Here is an 18,513-nt window from a genome sequence, read left to right as displayed (position 1 = left end):
TGATTATTCTTTCATACAAAGGTGAACAGATGCTGTTTTAAATGTAAGTGGCAATGCCAATATCTTGGGATTAGCACCCACATACTTCTTAGCATCCTCCAAAGCTTCTTCAAAACTAGCCCTTGTTTTAAGCCCCATACCTCTAGCAAAACCTGGTTCATAGGCACCTACACAGTATACTGCACTACAATGTTTTTCTGCTAAGTGACCACAGCTCATCATGGAAAAAGCATGGAATGGGTGATAAGCATAATTGAATCTGTAAAGGTCTGTATAATACTTATTCATAGCAAAATTTACACCATGTTCAGCCATATCCGGTAATTGATTATGATAATCTTGTTGAAAAAGCTCATAGGTTTCTCTGTAAGAAGGAAATTCCTGATCATGGAAATAACCGTTACAGATGGATGAGAAAATCATAACACAATTGTCCGACATGACCCGTTTATGACGAATAATCTGTGCTGAAGCTGCCTGCATCATGAAAATAGGGTTGGTACCCATTCCGTTTCCATAGTGGAAATTCTGAGGCATACCAAAAATCATAATGTCATATTTTTCATCTGCAAAGGGTACATACGTTCTTTCATCTGCTACCTTCCATGAGATGGGCTGCATCTCTTTGGCATAGCCTGAGAAAACTGCTATTTGTCTTGCTTTGGTATCCAGTACAGCGTCACACATAAAGAACTTGGTATTCATTTCTTTTTCCATGTGCATGGAAATGGTGTCAAACTTGGAACGCATTAATGATTGTGCGTTAACGGGTGTGAAATCATCTCTGTGCATCACATGTGGTGCATGATGGCTGGCAATGGATTTCCAATGGGTAATGCCTGTTGCAGAATGTTTGTAACCACCTGAATAACCGCCATAAGGGTTACCAAGTGTGTGACCAATAAATACAGCAAGGTCTGATTCATAGACTTGTTTACTCATGATGACAGGGTTATTGTTCTCATCCACACCAAGGTCCACTAAGTTGTCATAGTCTTCGCTGTCATGATTGATGATTTGATTGCTGTGCCAAAAATCATAGAAGACTTTGTTACCAAGAATGGATTTAATTTCTTTTTCCGTATTCTTTCGGTGTAAACCATTGGAACAGATGAGTAAGATATCTTTCTTCTCAACACCTGCTTTAAAACATTCTTCAAGAATAATGGGAATGGAAATCTTTCTGTGGGCAGTATCCTGGAAGCCGCCTTTTACCCGGTCTGGGAAAACAATGGTTACTTTTGAGCCTTTCTTTACCAAGTCACTGATGGGTTTCATCCCTATGGGATTAAGAATGGATTCTCTTGTTACTTCCACAATCTGATCTTCTGGAATATACGCTGGGTCTGGTACCGTAGTTCCTGGAATAAATACATCTGTTCTGTCCTCTGGTAATTCTGCTGTCATGACACCTTGTCCATACTCAAAATTAACTTTCATGTCTCATATCCTCCTATATAATGTGTTTTTTTATACCTGTTGGTATTGGTCAATAATCTTTTTAAGACTGGCTACTTCAAACCCAATAGGCTGTTCAAAATTTGTTAAAGCAACGAGACCACCGTCAATGGTATCAATGCTTGCTATCATGTTGGCATTGGCTTCTTTTAAACCACCACCATATACAACAGGGATATTATCAATGCCCAGTTCTTCTTTCGCACATGTTTTGATATAATCTGAAACAAATGCAATATACGGTTTTTCAGGTGGTGTCTTACCGGGTCCAATGGCCCAAATGGGTTCATAGCCAATAACCACTTTGTTGTCTCCCAAGAGATGACGATTATCTCTCAGACATTGTAATAACTGAGCCTTTAGTACTTTCTTGATGTTCACCTTCTGTTCTTCCCAAGTGCCTTCTCCCTTTTCCTCGGCAGATTCACCGATGCATAGCAGAACATGAAGATTTTGCTTTAAGGCACAAGCAACTTCTTTGCTCATCAGATGGTTTACGCTGGCCATGGCTTGTTGATAGGATGCTTCATGTTGTCTTAATGTGGGTTCAAACTGTTCCATGATTTCCAACTTATCTTGACGTTCTTCGGAATGACCAATGATGGACCATGTACATCCTAAGCTTTTAACGGCTGCTGCTGGCAGATTTGATGTAAAGGCTCCGAAGTTTCCACCTGGTTCAATATCTTTTCGATAAACGCTCTGGGAACCGATGGACAGGTTTTTCCTATCACTAGTATGAGCTTTTGTTAAGACATTCATTCCTGTAGACAAAAGTGATTCTGGTAACATATAAACCACTTCAATGCCTTCTAACTTGCCTAAGTCATAGGCTAAGCTTTCCTCCATGACCCCATGTATCCATGACACAGCATCATCTTGTGGGCATATACCGCCTTTAGCTCTACTTACATCAAATCGCTTTAGATTAATGAAAATATACTTCATGATCACACACCTTTCTTGATTGGTAAAACATTTTACTCAAACGTTTGTTTATGTGTTTATACTACACCCCTTTAAGATATTTGTCAACTGGTAAGTTCCATACATGATAAAAAAGTATAACATAAAGGAACTGTCCCATATCAGCAAATCATGATAATCCCTGTAGGAAAATATACGGTATTCCCCTACTAAAATTGCTTATATAGGACAGTTCCTTTTATAAAGTCGCTCTTTATCGTCTAGATTTGGTGCTCTGACGGACAACCAATTCAAATGGCAAGTCTACCCGATAAGGATATGTTCGATTACTCTCAATCTTATCCACCAATATTTTCACAGCTGTGCGTCCAAGTTCTTCTTTCTTAATGTGAACCGTTGTTAAAGCTGGTGATACAAATGATGCCATTTCTATATCATCTAAACCGACGATGGATATATCTTCTGGTATCTTCAACCCATGTTCCTTAATGGCTTTCATGGCACCAATGGCCGTTACATCATTGGCACAGTAAAAGGCTGTAGGCAGCGTTTCTTTTGTTTGACCTTTGAGATATGCCATCATGTTTTCATAAGCTTCTGTAGACTTCAGACTTGTATGGACGATGTTGTTTTTGGTCAAATGCCATCCTTGTTCGTCGAGAAAATCAACATAAGCTTTATAGCGGTGTTCATTAATAATAAGCTTACTCTCACGGTCTTCCGGGGCATAACCTACAAAGCCAATGTCTTTATGACCAAGGTCCTTCAAATGACCCAAGGCTGCTTTTGCGCCTTTATAACCATCACAAATGACCTCATCAAAACCCCCGTTCACACTGTTAACACCGGCATAAATGATATTGGTATAGTGTTTTTTTAGAAATTCTAAGGTAGCTTGATCAAAACGCCCAAGAACTACAACCCCTTCAACTGGGTTGGCAAGAACATAGTTATATATTTCAGAAAAGTCCATGCCGTAGATGGACAATGCATAGGCCATGACGTACCCTTGACGTTTCAGTTCTTCTTGAACACCAAGCCCAATGTAGGAAAAAAATGGGTCGTTATTGGTATCCAGCGTGGATGTATATAAACATCCAATGGTCTTCTTGGTTATCTTCTCCTCTTGGCTATCATTGCCTTTGATAAGATTTCTTGCATGTTGATTAGGTATATAACCCATTTCTCTTACAATCTCCCATATGCGATCAATGGTTTCTTGACTGGCAGGCTTCGTTGGGTCGTTATTCACAACACGGGATACGGTTGATATGGATACTTTTGCTTTTTCTGCTATTGCTTTTAATGTGACTGACATGATTTCACTTCTTTCTTCCCAAACGTTTGTGTTGTTTTTACTATAAAGTATATTTCCTAATCTGTCAACTAACTTATAAGGTGAAAAAACCCATCTTCTTCAGACGGGTAAATATTGGCTTGCTTTATGTTAGCCTACCGTGATTTCATTATCTGTAAAGCTTTTACGTTGACCTTTTCCCTATGGTCCTCATAATAGACTCGGTAACAGCATTCAGATGATCAGCCATGGCTTTGGATGCTCCATCAGGGTCTCTTGCTATAATGGCTTCTACAATCTTTTGATGATAGGCATTGGATTTTACAGGCGTGGACGAACCTTCTTGTTGAATTTTCAGCGTGGTACGAATGGCATCTAGAAAATTCATGAACACAGAATTGTGTGTCGCCTCAGCTATTGCAAAATGGAATTGACGGTCATATTCGTAAAGTTTATGATAATCGAAGTCACCATCAGATGCTTCCACAATTTTTTTTCTTTGTTCATTGATCTCACTAATTTTAATAATGTCTTCATCGGTGGCATTGATACTGGCTAATCGTGCTGCCTCAGACTCCATAATTTTTCGAACTTCCATAAATTCAATGACAAGTTTATCATCTAACTGCATATAGATATCCATGGCTTTACTGAGCACATCCGGATTCTTAGCATTAACAAATGTGCCGTCACCTTGTCTCGTTGTTAATACGCCCATGCGTGATAATGAACGAATCGCTTCCCGGATGGGTACTCTGCTGACACCTAATTTTTCTGATAGAGCCCTTTCTGTAGGTAACTTTTCCCCTGGCTTTAAGCGCCCCTCTTTAATCTCATTCACCAGATAGTCGTAAACCTGATCACTTATATTTTTTCTTACAATCATCCAATCACCTTCTTATTCATTAGGAATCACAATACATTCCTACTCATCATATGGTAACACCTTATCATTGGTATACCAATCGCTCATTACTTATCATACCAATTAATGATTTGAATGTCAAAGCTGATCTTAAGATACTTGTATTCTGTTGAGGATTGAAAGCAACTGTATGCTTTATCCATTTATGTGTTGGTGAAACTTCATACAGGCCTCCCATATGGAATCAACTTGATTAAAACAAGCAAACATACCCATAACGAGTAGGTCTGCACCACTTTCAATGGATTTTTTACCACTAACAGGGTCTATGCCCCCATCCACATTAATGATAAAATCCAATTGTTTTTCCTGTCTTATTTTATTCAATTGGGATATTCGTTCATAACTTGCATCCATAAACTGCTGTCCAGAAAATCCAGGCTCAATGGCCATCAGCAATACCATATCCACTTTGGCGATAATGGGCAATAGATTTGATATAGGTTCACTGGGGTTGATGGCTACGCCCGCCTTCATTCCTGATTGTTTAATGGCATCAATCATTCTACAGGGAAAATGGGTAGCATGCATATGAAATGTAAACCATTCAGCTTGTATATCTGCCGCCTGCTTGATGTACTGCAAAGGATTCGTGACCATCATATGTATGTCCAATGCCATGTTTGGAAATGTCTCTTTGATTTCTTGACACAAACGAAAATTAAGGGATAGATTTGGCACGTAGTTTCCATCCATAATATCAATATGCAATAGATCAATGCCAGCCTTCTCTAATTCTCGAATATCCTCTATCATATTTATTTGGCTTGCGCACGCTAGGGTTGCGGAAAGTCTCATGATTTATCCTTTCTATATATATCCTAATTTGTCTTGCTTATAGCTCATTTCGTTACGATAACACATCATGTCGCTTTGTTCATGATTGCATGGGTCACATCATCAAGATGTGCCGACATCCATTTTATTGCCTTCTCTGGGTTTTTCCCCATAATGGCGTGAAGCACTTTTTCATGATATGCATTTGATTTTCGAGGCATATCTTTAAAGCTTGAAGACTCTTTTTGTTGAATTTTCAACGTGGTATGTATGGCATTAAGGAAATTAACAAACATAGAATTATGGGTTGCCATAGCAATGGCTGCATGAAACTGACGGTCATATTCATATAATAACGCATAATCATATACATCCTTGGATCCTTTTATGATAGCTTTTCTTTTTTCATGTATGCTTTTAATGCGCGTAATATCTTCCGCTGTTGCATGCAGACTTGCTAACCTGGCTGCCTCAGACTCCATGACTTTCCTAACTTCCATATATTCCATAGCTAGTGATTCTTTTTCCATGGTTACATAAATAGCCATTACTTGACTAAGGATATCCGGTTTCTTGGAGTTCACATAGGTACCGTCCCCTTGTTTTGTTACCATAATACCCATCCGTGCCAAAGAAAGAATACCTTCACGTATAGACACCCTGCTTACACCGAGCTCTTGGGATAGATCTCTTTCTGTCGGTAGTTTATCCCCTGGTTTTAATTGCCCATTTCTTATCTTATCCACGAAATAATCAAATACCTGGTCACTGATATTTTTCCTTATGATCATCCTGTCACCTCCTAGAATGGTGGTATCCTTTTTTAGGTTTAAACCTCTGAGCATTCATAAAGTGCTAATTCATCAATTTGGCGATTGGCTGATAACACATAGGTTTTATCACCTTGTTGACGCACACTAATCTGACTGGGACCTGTCTGTTCATCCATAAGGGTATCCACAATCTTACCCTGCTCATGATGGATGGATATTAATCGCATAGCATCTCTTCGTTCACCTAACAAGAAAGTTGGACGCTTGCCTAATTGACCTCCCCAGATCACATGGCCGAATGCAATGGGAATGGTTTTAATGGGTCGTAACGTCCCCTTTTCTTTTTTGTAGATGACACATGTGTTGCCATGAAAAGGTTCAATGGTGGCATATTCCAGTTCACCATCTTGGTCCAAGTCACATACAGCGATATCACTGACTTCATGGGTCATGATGCGTTGGATTGTCCATGCATGATCCATGGGTGATTCTGGCACTTCAAATGAAAATACACCTTCAACACCTGTTATCAGATAACGTAAACCATGATCCAGCTCTACACGACAGAACCCATGATTCTTTGTTATGCCATGATAAATGTTTTTTACCTCAAAGGGTTGGCTGTAATCATCCTTTAACTTTCCAATATACACGCTACCTGGTTGACGCCAATCCTGGACAAACGTTTTTCCTTCACATAAGGATGCACCTATAAAATAAATATCACCGTTGCTTTCAAACAAGTCAAAGCGGTGCAAATAAGGAAAATCCATGACTTTAATCGTTTGCCATGTGCCTTGCTCAAATCGTATGTAATGAAGGCTGCACTGCTTTGCATCAAACACAGGTAAAAAATGTTGTGTCCCATAAAATGCATTGTCTCTTCCTGGAATGGGTACAATGTTCATTGTTCCGCCAGGTCTTTCCCATAAGATGCTTGTTTCTTCTCCATCATAAGCATGACAAGGACCTTCACCCTCTGAAGCGCCAATACATGTCATTTTCCCATCAACGTTTCCTATACATGTGGCGTAAACTTTATCAATTTGACCTAATACGGTTTTCTTAATCTTCATGTTTCACTCCTATCATCGTCCCATTGACATGACTTCTTTAACCTTGTTTATGATTTCATCAGGTGTCAACCGAAATCTTTCTCTTAGATATTCTTCTGTGCCGACTTCACCAAATTCATCCTGTATGCCGACTTTTCTTAATGGCGTGGGCAGGTTGCAGCTTAGTACAGATGCTACTGCATCCCCTAGACCTCCATGTATATTGGCATTCTCTGCGGTTACCACTGCACCTGTTTTCCTTGCAGATGCCAAAATAGTCTCTTCATCAAGGGGCTTAATGGTCACAGGGTCAATGACTTCTACAGAAATATTTTCTTCTGCAAGCATCATAGCTGCTTCTAAAGCCACAGCCACCATTATACCGCTTGCCACAATGGTCACATGGGTGCCTTCTCTCAACACATTGGCTTTACCAATCGTAAACTGACTATCATCACTGTAGACTTTTATGACCTTTTTTCTTGGTGTTCGGATATAAACAAGACCAAAGAAATCCTTTGACAGTTTTAGGACCTGTTCAAACTGTGTTGCATCCACAATATCAAATATAACCGCATCAGGAATTGCTCGATACAGAGCAATATCTTCAAAGGGCATATGGGTGCCACCGTTATAGGCCGCTGTAACACCTGGGTCACTGCCGATAATTCTTACATTATTTTTTGCATAGGCTACCGATAGGAATACCTGATCGTATAACCTCCTTGAAGCAAATGGACCAAATGTATGGACGTAAGGTATCTTCCCTTCAGCACTCATACCTGCTGCCATCCCAATCATGTTGGCTTCTTGAACACCCACATCAAAGGCTTGCCCAGGATATTTGCCCACAAACCCACCAGTTCCGATGGAGTTCATTAAATCTGCGTCCAAATAAACAACATCCCTATCTTTTGTCATTAAGTCACCCAATACCTTTGGAAACACTTCTTTTGGTGTTCTGGTATCGGGATGATTCGTATATGCATTCTTAAACATCTTCAAACCTCCACTATGCATTTAATTCTAATATGGACTTTTCTGCCTGTTCTTTTGAAAGGAGTATATGATGATTGAAGGTTGTTTCTTCAATCCACTTAACACCTTTACCTTTCACGGTCTGCATCACGATAACAGAAGGTCTGCCTTCATGATTGTTCTTGGCATCTTCAATGGCATTATATAGGGCTTCCACATCATGCCCATTCACTTCTTGGGTATACCAGCCAAAAGCAGCAAACTTAGCGGTTAAGTCCCCCATATCCAGCACTTCTTCTGTGGTACCATCCAGCTGCTTATGGTTATAATCCACAAAAGCAATGAGATGAGAGACACCATAATGAGCAGCTGACATGGCCATTTCCCATACTTGTCCTTCATTGCATTCACCATCCCCAAGTAGCAAATAGACGTAATGGTCTTGATCCCTTGTGGCCATGGCCATACCAAGAGCTGTGGATGCTCCCTGTCCAAGGGAACCTGTTGTCATATCAATCCCGGGTGTCTTTGTTTTGTCACAATGGCTTGGCAGGTTGGTACCACCACAATTCAACGTATCCAGCCATGTCATTGGGAAAAATCCTTTTAAGGCTAGAGCGGAGTAGATACCTGGTCCTGCATGCCCTTTGGATGATACAAAACGGTCTCTATCTTTCCATTGGGGGTCATCTGGGTTATACCGCATTACCCCTTCATATAAAACAGCAATAAGATCTGTGGCTGATAACGTACCGCCTACATGGCCAAATCCAAGATGCCCAAACATCTTAAGCGCTGTAATTCTAAGCTCTTTTGCAAAAGCTTCCATTTTAGCTTTAAGTTCTCTATCCATCTTTCCCTCCATTTTCACAGAACACTTCTAAAGAATTCCATGCCCTTTATAGCACAGGTTTCCGTATCTGGCAAAGCCAGTGCTTCCAGACACAGATACCCTTGGTAATCTATTTCTTTTAATGTTCTATAAATCATTCTCATATCCATATGTCCCATGCCCGGTGCTAAACGATTAGAATCAAGAAAATGCACATGTTTAAGCAGGTCACCACATACCCTAAAGCTCTCTTCAATGGACACGTCTTCAATATTCATATGAAAGGTATCCAGCATCAAATAGATGGGTAATTGATAATCATCAATGAATGCTTTCGCTTCTAAACTGCTGTTCAATGTGTTAATTTCATAACGATTAATGGGTTCAAGAACCAAATCAACACCATACTTTTGCGCAAATGGCAACAGCTTTTCAACAGAATCAGCGAATCGTTCCAACAATGCTTCTGTTGTATCATGACCTGCAACACTGCCACGAACAAGTCCTAGTGATACCATGGCATCTACTTGCGATGCATATTCAATGATCTGTTTCATACGGCTAATGATGGTACGTCTAATCTGAGCATCCATGTGCCCTAAATAAAGACCTTCTTTCGTCAAGGCTGCAGGCATGACCACCCCAACCCCTAATGCATGATTGTTTAGTTTTTTTATGGCTTTTTTGCTTATGTCCGCATAAGGGTCTAATACAAAAAGATCGACACCATCATATCCCAATTGTTTAATACGTGGAATGGTGTTATCAATATCCCCTGAAAAAAGTATAGGGGATCTGCTATCGGCTTTAAATAACGACAATGATACAGATTTTTTCATTTACTCACCTACTTCTTTTCTTGATAAAAGTATGCATTGGCACCGTATTTTCTTGTATAATGCTTGGTTATCATATGATTCGGCAGCAGGACTGGTTGACCACCATTAATGTCCAGTCCCAACTTAGCCATTTTTGCAAGTTCTTCAAGAATGACGCTGTGCTCTACGGCGGCGGCAGCATCTTTGCCCCAAGTGAAAGGGCCATGACCCGCTGCAAGTACTGCACCCATTTCAAGGGGATTTCTATCTTCAAATAGCTTACAAATCAATTGACCAAGATGCCGTTCATAGTCCTCTGCCACTTCCTCTGGTGTTAACTGTCTTGTACAAGGAATCTCCCCATAAAAGTGATCCGCATGTGTGGTTCCAAGTACGGGAATGCCTTTTCCTGCTTGACTCCAGGCAGTCGCCCACGTGGAGTGGGTGTGGGCAATACCGCCAATTGTGGGAAAATGCTTGTAGATTTCAAGATGAATATCCAAATCGACGGATGGCAGGAGGCCTTCAATCAGATTACCTTCCATGTCCACAACGGACATATCATCAGCTGTTAGGTCATCGTATTCGATGCCTTTGGGTTTAATCACCACCCGTTTTTTTTCGCTATCAATAGCACTTACATTACCCCATGTATAGATAACCAGCTGTTTACGTACTAATTCGAGATTTTTATCATAGACGTCCTGTTTTAGAGCTTTCATATCCATATGATCACCACCAATCTTATAAAAAGGATTTGAAGGGCAAGTCCGGTTCACTTATGAAAGCATCCTCAAAACCTCTTTCAAACATAAATTCCATATCATCTTTATTATCTGGCCATGTAAACTTACCGCCAACCTGCCATATATAAGGTTTAAAACCATATTTCAGTCTGTCTTTCTTCATATGCCATAACGTGGTAATTTCTTTTGGATCAGCCATAAAATTGGTCCATAAGTCATGATGAAATGGAATGATGACCTTGGCCTTTAGACTTTCTCCCATACGCAGGATACCTTCTGCCGTCATTTTATCGGTCATCCCTCTTGGGTTTTCCCCAAATGAGCCAAGTGCAACATCAATCTTGTGATCATTACCGTGCTTTGCATAATAGTTAGAATAGTGAGAATCGCCACTGTGATATAAACTGCCACCTGGTGTGTGGAATAAATAATTTAAGGCTTTTTCATCCATTTCAAGAGGCATATTCCCTTTTAATGTAACACCCTCAGGTGCTGTCACTAATTCGGTTCGATCAAAAGAATCCAGTGCAACAATTTCAATATCTTTAATCTTATAACGATCCCCAGGTACAAGTGTTACCAACCTTTCTTCAGGCACACCCCAGCTTCTCCAGAGTTCCACACAAGCCTTTGGTCCAATAAACTTCACATGGTTATCCGTGTTTTGACATATGGCTGCTGCCACATTCTCGTCGATATGATCCAAATGATCATGGGTAGCTAATATGGCATCAATTTCTTTTATTTCAAAGGGGTCTATGACCACAGGGATATTTCTTAGATTCGGCTGTAATGCAATGGCTCCAATCATGCGTCGATGCTGATGATGGGGAGGAAAATCCGGTGTATTAACCCGTGATCGTTTACCTGCTTTAACCCAAAGGTCGATACAGATATTAGCGTTGCCTTCACTTTTAAGCCATATGCCTGTACAACCTAACCACCACATGGAAAAAGTACCTGGTTGAACCACGGTGTTTTCAATTTCTTCATTTAACCAGGTGCCCCACTCTGGAAATGTATTAAGTATCCAACTTTCTTTTGTAATGTCACTGATTTTACTCATTTTCTATGCCCACTTTCTCTTTTCATCTTATCTTAAATAATCTTATCTTCTAACGAGACAACTCATATTGTCCATGTTTCACAAAACATGCATACCCATATTTCGCTGATTCCACTGTTACATTAATTGCTTTTAGAAACTTATATTCTGCTGCTACAATGCCGCCTTTTTTTGTCCCAACCCGGTGCATGATATCCATCACTTCTTTTTCAATAAGGGTTTTATCACCTGTTGGCAACGTTTTTTGGATATCAATGGATATGTCAAAGGCAATTTTACCAGCATACTTTTCTAAGGTTTCAAATCCAATAAGGTTCGGCTGATGAATATTTAACATATCAACGCCGATTTCCACAAAATCATTCAGTATGTCGTTAATTCGACCACAGGAGTGAAAATCCACATACATGCCATGTTTGTGCATTTCATCCACCAAAACTTTATAGCGGGGTTTAAAGATTTCTCGCCATAGATCAGGTGAAATCATCAATGCATTCTGGGTACCCCAGTCATCTGAAAAATCAATGGCATGGATTCTTCCCTTACCTAATTTAGCCGCTTGTCTAACAATACCCAATTGATAATTGAGCAAATCATCGCATAATAGCTCAAACATCTCTCGCTCTGTATACATATCCATTAATGTATTTTCAAATCCTCTTAGAAAATGCAACCTTTCAAAGATAAGGTATTGAGAATTAAGCTGTACCCATTTCTGCTCCTTCTCTGCTTCTCTAAGAACCTCTTCAAGCCCATCAAACCGACCGATTGCATAAGGGTCTGGCATGGTATATGTCTTGTAATCATCCCAAGTATGAATAGGACCTTTTAAAGGCTGTCCCAGACCCAAACCATCCCCCTCCATATTTTCCCATAACACACCCCACTCGTCATAAGCACCTGGGGTTGGCACCACTTTTACCTTCATGTCCACCTGCTCCTCAGGGTCTTTCCTCAAAGCTCTAGGGGTTTGCAGATAAATCCTAACAACATCACCTTCACCCACATTGGCATACTTAAGTGCTACCCTTTCAGGGTTATTGAAGGTGATGGCTCTTTTCACAATCTCATAACTGGTCATACCCATCATTCTTAACTCCTAACTCCGTGTATATATCGTATACCGCCATTAACTCTTGATAAAGTGACTAAGCTTTATGCACCGATTTTCGCTCTCTTCTAATGTAGTTTATAGCATAAAATAAAGGTAATAATACTGCCAGTACAACAAATACCGTTCCGAAACCAACATTTTGCATGGCACCCATAAATGTATTATGGTTGATAATGGATCGTCTTAAATTTTCCTCAATGATACCACCCAGTACAAAAGATAGGATAAAAGGTGCAATGGGGTAATCATTTTTATCCAGGACATAACCAATGATTCCGAAAACGATTAAATACAGCAAATCAAACAAGTTATTGTTAATGCTGATGACACCTGTAATACAGAATGCCGTTACCCATGGATACAGGTAACTCTTCTTTACTTCCGTAATCTTTGCCATGTAGCGTATGGTTACTATCTGATACAAAAACATCAAAATATTAGCGATAAACACTGAAAAGATAATGCTTTTGAATAAGACTTCATTGTTCATACTAAAGAGGGGTCCAGGTGTAAGACCTTGTAAGGCTAAGGCACCCATGATAATTGCGGTCACTGTATCACCAGGGACACCCAGTGCTAACATGGGGATTAAAGCCCCACCTGTGGTAGCGTTATTCGCACTTTCACAACAGTAGATGCCTTCTTCACACCCTGTACCAAATTTTTCTGGGGTCTTGGAGGTTCTTTTTGCTTGGGCATAAGAAATTAATGACGCTGCTCCCCCTCCCATACCTGGTAATATACCGATGAACGTACCTAAAATACTACCTCGAATCATGATATTCACATTCTTTTTTATGCTACTGAATTTTGGTAGGTAAAACAGCCTCTTTTTCACAGGCATAGGCTTGGTTTTTTCATGTATATTTTTTATAGAGTAAATAATCTCCGGTATAGCAAAAACCCCAATAATGACCACAATTAAATTAAATCCAGTCTCCAAATTATAATTGCCAAAGGTATAACGGGTAGCAACACCATCCACCGGACTGCTCCCCACGGTTTTAAGCAATAATCCAATGCACACGGCAATAAATCCTTTAAGAACTCTGCCTCTTAGCATGACACAGACTAATACTAAAGATAAAGTGGCTGTTGCAAAATACTCCCATGGGCCAAACCCTATGGCCATCTTGGATAAGAAGGGTGCCAATAATAATAAGCAAATACTGCTAAATATACCTCCAAAAACAGATGCTAAAGCACCATGAGACAGGGCTTCTGTAGCCCGTCCACTTTGAGCCATGGGATAACCATCAAATGTTGTTGCCACGGAAGCAGCTGTACCGGGTATTTTCAAAAGTATGGCCGATACTAAACCTCCTGAAACGGAACCCATGTATAGCCCCATAATCAAACATATAGCTGGCAAAGTTGCCATGGAAAATGTAATGGGAAGCACCAGTGCAACAGCTATAGGTGCATTCAAACCGGGAATACACCCAAAAATATTTCCTATGATAACACCTGCTAATATAAGCAATAAATTCTCAGGTGTTAATACACTCATAATAACGTCCATACCTACCTCCTCATGATTCCTTCAGGTAATAAAATATTAAGCACGTCTGTAAACACGTAGTAAACGCCAATGACCAACATGATGTTCAGGACGATTGTTACTGCCAATTTCTTTTTGCTCTGCTTTTCACCCATCTCTTTTTTATAGAAGTAAATAATGGTGACAATTAAATAGATACTTGTGGATACGATGTAGCCAACATATTTAATGGATAATATAAATGCTAACGTTGACAACAAATATACCAAGCGAATACCCTTAAACATTTCAAAGAAAGCAAATTTTTTGTGCCATTCTTTTTTTCTTATGATCTCAACAACCCGAATGATCATAAAAAATAGGAGTAAAAAAATAACGATTCTTGGAAAAAGTGCAGCCCCGCCTGATTGATCAATAATACTGGTTGGAAAGTTATACGTCATGATTAACATGATAAAGCTGATGACTGCTAATATACCCATAAAAATTATTTCGCCCATTTAAGCTCCTTTCATTCAAAACAGTACCTAAGACGGTAATCTCATACTTTTATACTAATAAGCGTGCCTTAGGGCTTCCATGAAATTACCCTCTTTTCCTGCTAACCAGCGATACTGTCATGATTCATTCATGATTAATCCATTCATTACTTGCCTGTTACAAGTTTTGCTTTTTCTTGGAATGTGGCATACGTTTCCTTCATGAATGTCGTATAGTCGTCTACGGACATATAGGATGTTTTGTAAGCAAGATTAGCAAATTCTGCCTGACATTCTTCATCCTCTGCTGCTAACTTCATTAATTCATTGATATAATCCACTGTTTCTTTTGGTGTACCTTTTGGTGCCCATAAACCCTGTACTTGCTTTAAGTAACCAAAGTCTTTAAATCCTAATTCTGCAAAAGTGGGAATATCTTCATAACCTGCAACTTCCACATCGGTTATCACACCAAGGCATCTGAACTCACCACTGTCGATGAATTGCCTTACTGCCCCAATGGCATCCACATAACCATCTACTCTGCCACCCAATAATTCAGATGATTTATTAGTTTGCGCTAAGTCTGCCATTTTAAACGTAGCATCCCCTTGAGCTCCAATTTCAAGAATAGCGAAGAAGGGTAAGGTGCCATTAACAGAACCCATGGATATCTGTCCTGGGTCTGCTTTTGCTGCTGCAATTAAGTCATCCATTGTTTCATAGGCTGAATCAGCTTTTACCACAACAGCAAGGGTTGAATTCAACCATTGACCAACGGGTTCGAAATCTTCATATGTAAAATCTTGAATGCCCAATGCATGCATCATCGGAAACGCAACAGGTTGAGAGACAAGCATGGTACCATCAGGGTCGGCTTTTTGTACCTCTTTTGCACCTGCTGAACCACCTTTACCACCTGTTATATTAATGACTTCCACTTTCACATCACTGTACTTGTCCATATACTTGGCAAAAATACGTGCAGGTATATCTGTAACGCCCCCTGCTGCAAAAGGTACCACAATCTTTATATCTTTTGTCATTGTAAATGCTTGTGACCCTTTATCGTCATCGTTCTCTTTGGTTGAACCCTCATCTGATGCAGTGTTACCGTTCATCTCTTCACGGTCTTTATTGGTACTATCCGTTTGTTGACTACTGCATGCAGATACTAACATTGTCATTACCATCACCAATACAATTAAAAGCTTTCTTTTCATATTCTCCTCCTAGTCTTTCATGCTCCTTTGTCATGATGCATGAAGACAATCTTATTGTCTCCGTGACACACCCATATTCATTTTTGTCTGTACCATGACACATAAAATAAGTTTTTACATCCCAATATATTGGTATTACCAATTACATCTTATACCATTTACGGTGCTTTGTCAATATTTATTGTGCAAAAAAACCAATTATTGTGCACATAAACCGTTAAAATTGTATGAACCTTCCACAAAATGCAAAAACCACCTACTCACTGTTCTTTTAAAAAGTGAGTAGGTGGTTCTATTTTATGAATGGATGAACATAAAAAATACAATGCTTTGGTATAACTGATTGTTATTGTCTTATATTCAATGAATACTATTCATAATCAATTATTATTTTTTTATATGAAGCATCACACAACCACGTTGCGTTTTGGTTTTCACTCTAAAATACTCCTCATCCTTTTCTACGCTTAGCTGCCCTTTCACACCGCCTGGCATAATCGCTTCAATGTCAGGATCATAAAAACTATCTTTCAAAACAACTTCTATGTCTTCACTACCTTGAATAATCATGACCACATAACCTGTGGCTACCTTGAACATGTTCATTTTTCCATGGCCTGTCACGATTTTTCCATAGTCTCCTTGGAATACCCATGATTTCTGTACCATCAACCCAAACATAGGCGCGTAGTCCATATACTTTTCTTCAATACCTTTATGAGGTCTTAAGGAATGGTCATTTCCCTCTATTGGTGCAACAGGCAGGACACCCATGTATAAGAAGCGCTGTATCAAGTCATCTGTTTTTTCACGGGCATAACGATTATCACTGACCCATCCAATAACGGCCATGTTGGCTCCTAATATAGCTGTGGTGTTCAGAGAAGGTCCAGCATAAGTGAATTCATCGAATAGACCATCTGCATTTTTAAGAAGGTCTAACCTTTTTAAATGATTGTTGCAATAGATGACTTTACCTTTTTCATGGAAAATAGCCGCCAAGCCTTCCATCACTTGATGCCAGCCAAAGTATAAACTGCTTGTTTTCTGGCCATTGACAAAGCTCATACCGTCATCTTTATTGAAATTATAAAGCCTTAACCAATCCATACGGTCAATAGCAATACCACTCGATGCAGGCAATAAATCCACATGTTTCCTAGCCTGCTTAAGCAGGAAGGACTGATAACTTTCATCTGTAGGGTCTAAGACAATAGCGTCTCGCCATGTATAGATGGGTGCATTAGGCTTTACTTTTATACCCGATTTCTCAAAGGGTACATCTTCTTTATGAGCGTAAAGAACCGCTTCTTTAAAGTTCTGACTGATGTATTTTGAACTGTCATCCCAGCATATTTCTTCAGGGCTTACTTCCTGGAAAGGGTATTGGACTTGATGCCCAAACTCGGTGACATTAAAATAGTTTAACACGTAGAAACCGTTTTCTTGCATACTTTTTGAGTAGTTCTGTAGATTATCCACACCTGTTTCTTGCTGCTTAAAACCTATCCACTTTTCTGCATCGGGTATATACATCCCTAAATAGGGGAAATCAAAACTTGCTTTCCAATTAACTTTGAATCCCATTTTTTGCATCTTGTCAACATCCAAGTTATTTTCATTGCTTGAATAAGCACCGCAACCAACAATATCACCCGCATGCTGAACAGGTGAGTTAAAATAATCGGAAAATTGCTGAGTCACCCATCGCATACCGCCACGCCAAGAATTCTCATGCTTAACAATATGCATGTTGAATGCAAGGGAGTTACTGGAACAAATACGATGATGAATTCTACTAAAGATAATGTCACCAGAGGCTTTGACTTCCATTGTTTCATCTAAACATCGGTCGTTCACATCATTAATAAAGCTTAGACCATGATCCGCTTCAATGACCGAACACATGGATATACAATAGATGTCTTTTCGAAAGGGCACATAACCAATATGATGGTCTTCTGGTGTATAATAAGGTGCCCCATAATAGAATAAACGATTTAAGAATGGCACTTCAACAAGAGGATCATTCCAGTTGGATACAGCGTCGGTATCCTCTACATTATCCCCATTGACCATGGCAGCTGTATCCACCTTGGCTTCTTGCTCTTTCACATAAGGTTCATCTGCCCATGCAGTCCAAAATCGGGTGTTTTCCTGAACATTATAACGTATCTTTGTTTGGATGGGCGTTGTCCATGCTATTTCTTCTCCTAAGATTTCAATATGATAGGTGGTATGATCCTGTGTATCCTTAAGTTGTTCCACCAATACACAGCGGTTACCTGTTTTTTGATGCACACATACACTGGTCACCTTTTGTAAAGTCTCATCAATGGCTCTTTCTTTCACATCACATTCTTTGAGCATGCTTTGGACCGTATATGATCCCATTACAAATGCACCCTGCTGATTAATCATCATTATCTTCCTCCATTTGATTCTGCTTATATACAGAAATCCTTTCCTTACATGTCAAATACTCAAATAATTATTTACAGTTAAGATGTTTTTTTAGTCTCCTAATCATGGTTATGATTAAAA

Annotated in this window: 17 protein-coding genes; all 17 read right to left on the bottom strand. The window is 39.6% G+C overall.

Annotated elements, in window-relative coordinates; translation table 11 throughout:
- Positions 1 to 3: 3 nt before the first annotated feature.
- The 17 genes from HZI73_RS08160 to HZI73_RS08080 all read right to left on the bottom strand — a co-directional run bounded on the left by HZI73_RS08160 (position 4) and on the right by HZI73_RS08080 (position 18,393).
- Positions 4 to 1,440 carry a lactate racemase domain-containing protein gene (locus HZI73_RS08160; protein WP_212697754.1) on the bottom strand — a complete coding sequence of 479 codons (1,437 nt, stop codon included), beginning with the start codon at positions 1,438 to 1,440 and terminating at the stop codon, positions 4 to 6.
- A 30-nt stretch (positions 1,441 to 1,470) separates the two neighbouring features.
- Complete coding sequence (locus tag HZI73_RS08155; RefSeq protein ID WP_212697753.1) at positions 1,471 to 2,406, bottom strand: triose-phosphate isomerase; 936 nt, start codon at positions 2,404 to 2,406, stop codon at positions 1,471 to 1,473.
- A gap of 232 nt (positions 2,407 to 2,638) precedes the next feature.
- Entirely contained in the window at positions 2,639 to 3,703 is a 1,065-nt protein-coding gene (locus HZI73_RS08150) for a LacI family DNA-binding transcriptional regulator (RefSeq protein ID WP_212697752.1), read from the bottom strand.
- A gap of 163 nt (positions 3,704 to 3,866) precedes the next feature.
- The gene (locus HZI73_RS08145; protein WP_212697751.1) at positions 3,867 to 4,568 is read right to left on the bottom strand and encodes a FadR/GntR family transcriptional regulator; all 702 of its coding nucleotides are present in this window, start codon (positions 4,566 to 4,568) and stop codon (positions 3,867 to 3,869) included.
- A 174-nt stretch (positions 4,569 to 4,742) separates the two neighbouring features.
- On the bottom strand, positions 4,743 to 5,405 hold the full coding sequence (locus HZI73_RS08140; RefSeq protein ID WP_212697750.1) for a ribulose-phosphate 3-epimerase: 663 nt from the start codon (positions 5,403 to 5,405) through the stop codon (positions 4,743 to 4,745).
- 65 nt (positions 5,406 to 5,470) lie between these two features.
- Complete coding sequence (locus tag HZI73_RS08135) at positions 5,471 to 6,175, bottom strand: FadR/GntR family transcriptional regulator (protein WP_212697749.1); 705 nt, start codon at positions 6,173 to 6,175, stop codon at positions 5,471 to 5,473.
- 38 nt (positions 6,176 to 6,213) lie between these two features.
- On the bottom strand, positions 6,214 to 7,233 hold the full coding sequence (locus HZI73_RS08130; protein ID WP_212697748.1) for a hypothetical protein: 1,020 nt from the start codon (positions 7,231 to 7,233) through the stop codon (positions 6,214 to 6,216).
- A gap of 12 nt (positions 7,234 to 7,245) precedes the next feature.
- Positions 7,246 to 8,211: a transketolase family protein gene (locus HZI73_RS08125; protein WP_212697747.1), complete on the bottom strand. Its 966-nt coding sequence runs from the start codon at positions 8,209 to 8,211 to the stop codon at positions 7,246 to 7,248.
- A gap of 13 nt (positions 8,212 to 8,224) precedes the next feature.
- On the bottom strand, positions 8,225 to 9,043 hold the full coding sequence (locus HZI73_RS08120; protein WP_246552406.1) for a transketolase: 819 nt from the start codon (positions 9,041 to 9,043) through the stop codon (positions 8,225 to 8,227).
- Positions 9,044 to 9,057: 14 nt separating this feature from the next.
- Positions 9,058 to 9,861, bottom strand: a complete 804-nt coding sequence (locus HZI73_RS08115) for a sugar phosphate isomerase/epimerase family protein (RefSeq protein WP_212697745.1) — start codon at positions 9,859 to 9,861, stop codon at positions 9,058 to 9,060.
- 8 nt (positions 9,862 to 9,869) lie between these two features.
- Positions 9,870 to 10,568, bottom strand: coding sequence for an L-ribulose-5-phosphate 4-epimerase AraD (araD, locus tag HZI73_RS08110; RefSeq protein ID WP_281418869.1), 699 nt, complete (start codon positions 10,566 to 10,568; stop codon positions 9,870 to 9,872).
- A 16-nt stretch (positions 10,569 to 10,584) separates the two neighbouring features.
- Positions 10,585 to 11,652, bottom strand: a complete 1,068-nt coding sequence (gene ulaG / locus HZI73_RS08105; RefSeq protein ID WP_212697744.1) for an L-ascorbate 6-phosphate lactonase — start codon at positions 11,650 to 11,652, stop codon at positions 10,585 to 10,587.
- A gap of 49 nt (positions 11,653 to 11,701) precedes the next feature.
- Entirely contained in the window at positions 11,702 to 12,742 is a 1,041-nt protein-coding gene (locus tag HZI73_RS08100; protein WP_212697743.1) for a uroporphyrinogen decarboxylase family protein, read from the bottom strand.
- Between the two features lie 58 nt (positions 12,743 to 12,800).
- A complete protein-coding gene (locus tag HZI73_RS08095) occupies positions 12,801 to 14,288 on the bottom strand; it encodes a tripartite tricarboxylate transporter permease (protein ID WP_212697742.1) in 1,488 nt (495 codons plus the stop codon).
- Between the two features lie 2 nt (positions 14,289 to 14,290).
- Positions 14,291 to 14,767, bottom strand: a complete 477-nt coding sequence (locus HZI73_RS08090; RefSeq protein ID WP_212697741.1) for a tripartite tricarboxylate transporter TctB family protein — start codon at positions 14,765 to 14,767, stop codon at positions 14,291 to 14,293.
- Positions 14,768 to 14,913: 146 nt separating this feature from the next.
- A complete protein-coding gene (locus HZI73_RS08085) occupies positions 14,914 to 15,969 on the bottom strand; it encodes a tripartite tricarboxylate transporter substrate binding protein (protein ID WP_212697740.1) in 1,056 nt (351 codons plus the stop codon).
- Between the two features lie 387 nt (positions 15,970 to 16,356).
- Complete coding sequence (locus tag HZI73_RS08080; protein ID WP_212697739.1) at positions 16,357 to 18,393, bottom strand: hypothetical protein; 2,037 nt, start codon at positions 18,391 to 18,393, stop codon at positions 16,357 to 16,359.
- Positions 18,394 to 18,513: the final 120 nt, after the last annotated feature.

Origin of the sequence: Vallitalea pronyensis (genome assembly GCF_018141445.1) — a bacterium.
Lineage (GTDB): Bacteria > Bacillota > Clostridia > Lachnospirales > Vallitaleaceae > Vallitalea > Vallitalea pronyensis.
The sequence above is the reverse complement of the archived record's forward strand: the minus strand, read 5'-3'. Positions and strand labels throughout refer to the sequence as shown.

Coding starts and splice junctions, on each gene's coding strand:
- HZI73_RS08160 (WP_212697754.1), bottom strand. CDS start 1,440: ATGAAAGTTAATTTTGAGTATGGACAAGGTGTCATGACAGCAGAATTA.
- HZI73_RS08155 (WP_212697753.1), bottom strand. CDS start 2,406: ATGAAGTATATTTTCATTAATCTAAAGCGATTTGATGTAAGTAGAGCT.
- HZI73_RS08150 (WP_212697752.1), bottom strand. CDS start 3,703: ATGTCAGTCACATTAAAAGCAATAGCAGAAAAAGCAAAAGTATCCATA.
- HZI73_RS08145 (WP_212697751.1), bottom strand. CDS start 4,568: ATGATTGTAAGAAAAAATATAAGTGATCAGGTTTACGACTATCTGGTG.
- HZI73_RS08140 (WP_212697750.1), bottom strand. CDS start 5,405: ATGAGACTTTCCGCAACCCTAGCGTGCGCAAGCCAAATAAATATGATA.
- HZI73_RS08135 (WP_212697749.1), bottom strand. CDS start 6,175: ATGATCATAAGGAAAAATATCAGTGACCAGGTATTTGATTATTTCGTG.
- HZI73_RS08130 (WP_212697748.1), bottom strand. CDS start 7,233: ATGAAGATTAAGAAAACCGTATTAGGTCAAATTGATAAAGTTTACGCC.
- HZI73_RS08125 (WP_212697747.1), bottom strand. CDS start 8,211: ATGTTTAAGAATGCATATACGAATCATCCCGATACCAGAACACCAAAA.
- HZI73_RS08120 (WP_246552406.1), bottom strand. CDS start 9,043: ATGGATAGAGAACTTAAAGCTAAAATGGAAGCTTTTGCAAAAGAGCTT.
- HZI73_RS08115 (WP_212697745.1), bottom strand. CDS start 9,861: ATGAAAAAATCTGTATCATTGTCGTTATTTAAAGCCGATAGCAGATCC.
- araD (WP_281418869.1), bottom strand. CDS start 10,568: ATGGATATGAAAGCTCTAAAACAGGACGTCTATGATAAAAATCTCGAA.
- ulaG (WP_212697744.1), bottom strand. CDS start 11,652: ATGAGTAAAATCAGTGACATTACAAAAGAAAGTTGGATACTTAATACA.
- HZI73_RS08100 (WP_212697743.1), bottom strand. CDS start 12,742: ATGATGGGTATGACCAGTTATGAGATTGTGAAAAGAGCCATCACCTTC.
- HZI73_RS08095 (WP_212697742.1), bottom strand. CDS start 14,288: ATGGACGTTATTATGAGTGTATTAACACCTGAGAATTTATTGCTTATA.
- HZI73_RS08090 (WP_212697741.1), bottom strand. CDS start 14,767: ATGGGCGAAATAATTTTTATGGGTATATTAGCAGTCATCAGCTTTATC.
- HZI73_RS08085 (WP_212697740.1), bottom strand. CDS start 15,969: ATGAAAAGAAAGCTTTTAATTGTATTGGTGATGGTAATGACAATGTTA.
- HZI73_RS08080 (WP_212697739.1), bottom strand. CDS start 18,393: ATGATGATTAATCAGCAGGGTGCATTTGTAATGGGATCATATACGGTC.